The following is a 5,866-nucleotide window of genomic DNA, read 5'->3' as shown; positions in this document are numbered from 1 at the left end:
TAAGAAATGATAAAAAATAGTGTTTATTATTCTTGTTTATAAAAATTAAAAATAATAAAATTTTTTTGATATAGAGGTGTTGATTATGAAAGAATCTCGTTTAGAAGTAATAAACTTAAAAAAATATTATGGAAAAAATGAAAATATAGTCAAAGCAGTAGATGGAGTTAGTTTGAAAATAGAAAATGGAAAATTTACAGCAATAATAGGTACATCTGGTTCTGGGAAAAGTACGTTGCTTCATTGTATGGCAGGACTAGATAAACCTACAGACGGAACAGTTATTTTAGATGGTAAAAATATATATGATTATAATGATGAAGAATTATCAAAAATAAGACGTAAAAAATTTGGTTTTATTTTCCAATCTTTCAACCTTATACCTGTTATAAATGTGTATGACAATATAATATTGCCAATACTTTTAGATGGAAGTAAACCAGATGAAGAATATATAAATAGCATAATAAAAGCAGTTGGTCTTGAAGAACAGATAAAAAAATTCCCAAATGAATTATCTGGAGGTCAGCAACAGAGAGTGGCAATAGCTAGAGCTTTGTCAAATAAACCAGCTATAATATTTGCTGATGAACCTACAGGAAATCTTGATTCAAAAACTACACAAGATGTTATGAGGTTATTAAAAAATACTGTAAAAGAATTTAATCGGACATTACTTATGATAACACATGATCAAAGTATTGCAGAAAGTGCAGATAAAATAATAACTATAAGTGACGGAAAAATTATATAAAAATTAAAGTTCTTAAAAAATATAAAAGGAAACAGTTTATTTATAACGATGTGTACAATAATAAAAATTGTTTCCTTTTTATATTTTTGAGAAATAAATATATCATCTCTTGTAAATAATAATTATATAAATATAAATTATAGGAGATGATTTTTTGAATATAAAAGAAGTAATTTTAAATGCTAAAAGATTTGATGCATCTGATATTCATATAATTTGTAACGATTATATAACTTTAAGAGTTGATGGAGAACTAACAAGATATTCATCAAAAGTTGTAGATAGAGATATTTGCAAAGAGTTCTGTAATAATTTAATAGGAAATGATGAGCCTAAACTTAAAAAGAAATATGAAAAATATTTATATGAAGAATGTGGAGAAATTGATTTTTCTAAGGATTTCAATTTTTTAGATTTAGAAAATGAAATAGATAGTAGTAATACGAAAAATAATGAGAATATAAAAAATGATACAGATGTATTAAGAAAAGAAGATATAGGAAATTTTAATATTTGTAATGTTGAATATAATAAAGTAGAGGTTGATAGGAATAATAAAAATTTTTTTAGAATAAGGGTTAATATTTATAGGCGGAATGGAGGAGATTGTATATCAATTAGATTAATTCCAGGTCGTGTAAAAACAGCAAAGGAATTGAATATTCCAGATATTATATGTAATTCTGGCAACTTAAAAAGTGGGATAATATTGGTAACTGGTGCTACAGGAAGTGGTAAAAGTACTACACTTGCTACAATTATAGATAGAATAAATAAAACTTCAAAGAAACATATTATAACTTTAGAAGAACCGATAGAGTATTTGCATAAGAGTGATAAAAGTATAATAAGTCAAAGGGAATGCGGAAAAGATACAGTAGATTTTTTAGAAGGATTGAAATCATCTTTAAGACAAGATCCAGATATTATAATGATTGGAGAGATAAGAGATAAAAAGACTGTTGAAACTGCACTCTCTGCATCTGAAACAGGACATCTTGTATTGTCTACAGTTCATACATCTAAAGCATATGAAGCGATAGATAGGATAGTAAATCTTTTTGAATCTGAAAGGCATAAAGAGATAAGAGGACTTTTGGCTAATCAACTTAGATATGTATTTTCACAAAGACTTATAAAAGTAAATAATGGACGAAGAGCTATATTTGAAATTATGAAAAATACAAATTCAATAGCTGCTATGATAAGAGAAGGAAAAGATGAAAATATAAATGATATGATAAAAACTGGTAAGAAATATGGGATGCAGATGTTTGAGGAACAACTAGAAAGCTTGTATAGAGAAGGAGTTATTTCTGAGAAAGTATATTTAGATGAAATAAATAATAGATAAGAAAGACCAACGGATTAAATAATAATCTGTTGGTCTTTTTTCTATTCTTTTTTATTAGAATATTTTAAGTTTATATAAGCTAATATATAAGAAAATACAATACATGCAACTATTTTAAAATATGATAATGGTTCAGATGGTTTTAAAAGTGATAAATCTTTAAAAATCATAGCTATTAAAGAGCTAATTGGAAGATATATTAAAATAATAGCTTCCCAATGAATTAAAAGGACAGTATTCCAATTAATATTACTATTATTGTTATAAGGTCCGTTTTTGATTGCATTATAAGACAGAATATAGCAAAATACAAAAAGTATAAAAATCTTTAAATACGAGATAGGACTATTGATTTTTAGTATAAATGATTTATCCCCAGAAATAATAGATATAAAAATGGCTAGTGGAATGTAGGCACTCATAGACCATATAGCAATTTTAAATATACTTTCAAAATTTATTTTGTCTATATATTTTTCATTTATTTTATCAAAAAAATTTTCAAATAACATAAATTATCACTCCTTATCTTTTAAAGAGAATCTATCTTTAAATTCAATAAATACTATAACAACAAAAAATAGTATATCAAAAGTTAAATCATCTAAAGAAATAGAGGATAAATTTAATAAGTTAAAATTATTATCAAATACTACGTTTGCAGCAGCAAAGATAAGATAAAGTTGTATAAATCGAAAAATAAATTTTAAAATTAAATTAATACAATTATTATTTTTCATAAAAATCTATCCTTTCTATAAATTGATTAAAAGTTTTGCTTTAATAAATGAATATTATTATAGTGTTTTAATTTTTATTAATAATCTTTGTAAAAAATCCGATAATAAATAAAAAATCTATAAAAATATAAAAATAATCAATTTTATTAAAAAATAATGCTGATACTATATCTAAAATCAATAATAAAATTATACAAATTGAAATAATTTTTTCATTTATATGTATTGAATTTATATTAATTTTCATAAATATAAATCTAATAATATCATTAATGCAAGAAATTATAATTAAACTTAATAAAATAAAATTAAAAAATTTATTCTGGAATGTCCAAACATTTTCAATTAATAGATTAATATTATATGAAAAAATAAAACGAAGAATAATAAATAAAATTATCACAGATACTATAAAAGAATTAGTAATTTTTTTTACTTCATCAGGGGAATTTAATTTTACATCATTAGCATCTTTTAAAAATAATTTCATAAATAATCACCAATTTTCTATAAATTTAACTAAATGGGTATTTTTTTACACACTTAGCTATATCATAAGCTACAGCAAGAGATATATTTGCTTTTATACCCTTACTTGCATTTTTTTTTGCTAAAGCTTTATAAGAAAGATTTTGTATATCTTTTTTAGTTAAACTTAAAATAGTATTTTTTACTATAGAGTTTGGACTTATAACTTTAGCAACACATTTACCTTGTTTTGATTTATTCCAATAATTTTGTTCAGAAACTAAGTCATCTTTCCAACCAACATAATAAGGTGTTATTTCTGCTTTATGTTCATATACATAATCAGCTATGTAGTTTTCTAACTCATCAACATTGTTTATGACAGTTACATCAGAATTTTCATTATCTGTAGCGCTAACTTCTTCTACTAAAGAAATTTCAGATACAACTTCTTCTGCATTAACACTTGCTAGTATAGGAGCAGATTAACTAAATATTAATACTCCAGATAATAATAAAGAAAAAAGTGTTTTATTTTTTTGATATTCATAGGGCAAATCCTCCTTGGAAATTGTTTTTTATAAGTATATCATAGGTTGAAATTAAAATAACAAAAAAAGGTTTTTTGTAAATATTATGTAACCATAAAATAAATATGATAAAAAATTACTATTATTTTGTAACGAAATAGAAAATAAAATGAAATAATAATGCAGATATAATGAAATTTATATGAAAAAAGAAACAAGATAGTAAATTATATATTAAAAATATAAGTGTATATAATGATTTTGATAAATAATTATATATAGAATAGAAGTATTAAATGAAAATATATTGTAAATAATATTGATATAAATATTTATTAAATAGAAAGTAAATTGAATACAAGAAAGGAAAATTTTAAAGATGGATTTAGAAAAATTTAAAATTTTATTTTTATCATTTTTATTTTCGATAATAATTTCTGTAATTGTACAAAAAGTTGTAAAAGATTTTGTCGAGGGAGAAGATTATACTAAAATCAATATAAAAAAAATGATGATTTTCTTAATAATATCATCATTTTTATATACTATTACTATTATTAAAATTTATACAAACAATTTGGATAGAATATGTTATTTTATATTTTTTATTTTAGCGATTATTATAAGTTTAATAGATTATTATACAATGTATGTATATGATATTCTTATTTTTAGTGGTATAATATTTCAGAGTATAGTTAAAATTGTAAATGGAAATGTAGAAATTTTAGTAGATAGTGTGTTGGCAGGTTTGCTATGTGCTTTGATTTCATATTTAATAGTTAAAGTTACCAATATGATGGGGACAGGAGATATAGGTGTGTATGCTCTTTGTGCAATGACTATTGGATTTAAAAGTTCGTTATCTCTGATACCGAGCTCTTTTCTTGTTTCTACAATAATATTAATGGGTAAATTTATATTTGGAAATAGAGAAAAGAAAATTGCTTTTGCACCGTTTATAGTTATTACTACAATATTAAATATTATTGGATTAGATGTTTTTAGCATTTATTTAAAGATTGTAGAAAAAATAGTATAAAATAATTATTTAGAGCATTTCAATTTAAATTTTAAATAATAGTAGATAAAAAGGAGTATAGAATGTATATAATAGTAGGACTTGGAAATCCTGGACAGAAATACGCGAAAACTAGACATAATGCAGGATTTGAAGTAATAGACAGATTAGCAGAGGATTATAATATAAGTGTTACAAAGATAAAGCACAAAGCTTTAATAGGAGAAGGTAGAGTTGGGTCAGAAAAAGTGGTTCTTGTAAAACCTCAAACATATATGAATTTAAGTGGTGAATCTGTAATAAGTTTATATCAATTTTATTAAACTAGCCAAGAGCACTCGTGACTTTAGTTGTGAGATGAACTGGCTAGAATAGTAAGCATACAGGGAAACTTGTATGTAGACGTAGTAAAACTACGCAACTAAGAAACTGAATTGCTGGGAACTCGTAAAGCTAATTAAACTACAACATAGAGATGAAAAAAGCTCAAGTGTGAATGTTGCGAAAGCAGAAAAAAATAATTAGATGGTATAAGGTTAAATCCTAAGTACTTGAAAATCGACAATCAGCAGGTAAGCTCCGAACAGGAGAAACTTCAACGACTATTCCTCTTGAGGGAAGTACAATACAAGCGATTGGTATTGGAAGTGGTTTCGCCTAAGTGATAGAAATATCATATGGATAAGATATAGTCTGTGCTTGTATGAAAATGCAAGAAGTTCATAAGAGAACTGTATTAAGTGTAGCGACTTAATATGAACGAGACCTCCCTATAAGTCATAGGGTTCTAAAAATTTAAAACTAAAACTTTTACTAAAAATATATAATTTCGGTTAAATATATTATAATGTACCTATAGAAAGCGAGGTGATTATAATGTATTTAACGATGAAACAACAAATAAAACAATTAACTAAGGAAGATTACAAAAATTTAAAATTGTTGTCACATATAGCTAAGAATTTAGCAAATGAAGCAATCTATAATATTAGACAGTAC

General features: G+C 24.0%; 5 protein-coding genes and 1 pseudogene. 4 read left to right on the top strand and 2 right to left on the bottom strand.

Annotated features, from left to right (window positions below; all coding sequences use genetic code 11):
* Positions 1–85 precede the first annotated feature (85 nt).
* Positions 86–754 (top strand): ABC transporter ATP-binding protein, encoded by a 669-nt coding sequence (locus Q1J78_RS03800; RefSeq protein WP_300277592.1) that lies wholly within the window; start codon positions 86–88, stop codon positions 752–754.
* Positions 755–908: 154 nt separating this feature from the next.
* Positions 909–2,108 carry a type IV pilus twitching motility protein PilT gene (locus Q1J78_RS03795; RefSeq protein ID WP_300277589.1) on the top strand — a complete coding sequence of 400 codons (1,200 nt, stop codon included), beginning with the start codon at positions 909–911 and terminating at the stop codon, positions 2,106–2,108.
* Between the two features lie 41 nt (positions 2,109–2,149).
* Here the strand turns inward: Q1J78_RS03795 and Q1J78_RS03790 are convergent, their stop codons facing one another.
* Together Q1J78_RS03790 and Q1J78_RS03785 are read right to left on the bottom strand one after the other, a co-directional pair.
* Positions 2,150–2,620: a hypothetical protein gene (locus tag Q1J78_RS03790; protein WP_300277586.1), complete on the bottom strand. Its 471-nt coding sequence runs from the start codon at positions 2,618–2,620 to the stop codon at positions 2,150–2,152.
* Between the two features lie 295 nt (positions 2,621–2,915).
* Positions 2,916–3,338 carry a hypothetical protein gene (locus Q1J78_RS03785; protein WP_300277584.1) on the bottom strand — a complete coding sequence of 141 codons (423 nt, stop codon included), beginning with the start codon at positions 3,336–3,338 and terminating at the stop codon, positions 2,916–2,918.
* 887 nt (positions 3,339–4,225) lie between these two features.
* On the opposite strand from Q1J78_RS03785, the gene Q1J78_RS03780 reads away from it, so the two are divergent.
* Both Q1J78_RS03780 and Q1J78_RS03775 read left to right on the top strand, forming a co-directional pair.
* Positions 4,226–4,888 (top strand): prepilin peptidase, encoded by a 663-nt coding sequence (locus tag Q1J78_RS03780; RefSeq protein WP_300277581.1) that lies wholly within the window; start codon positions 4,226–4,228, stop codon positions 4,886–4,888.
* Positions 4,889–4,950: 62 nt separating this feature from the next.
* A pseudogene (locus Q1J78_RS03775) lies at positions 4,951–5,187 on the top strand (aminoacyl-tRNA hydrolase); the annotation flags it as partial.
* Between the last annotated feature and the right edge of the window lie 679 nt (positions 5,188–5,866).

The organism is Peptacetobacter sp. (assembly GCF_029264495.1).
Taxonomy (GTDB): domain Bacteria; phylum Bacillota; class Clostridia; order Peptostreptococcales; family Peptostreptococcaceae; genus Peptacetobacter.
This window is presented reverse-complemented; position numbering and strand designations above follow the sequence as displayed.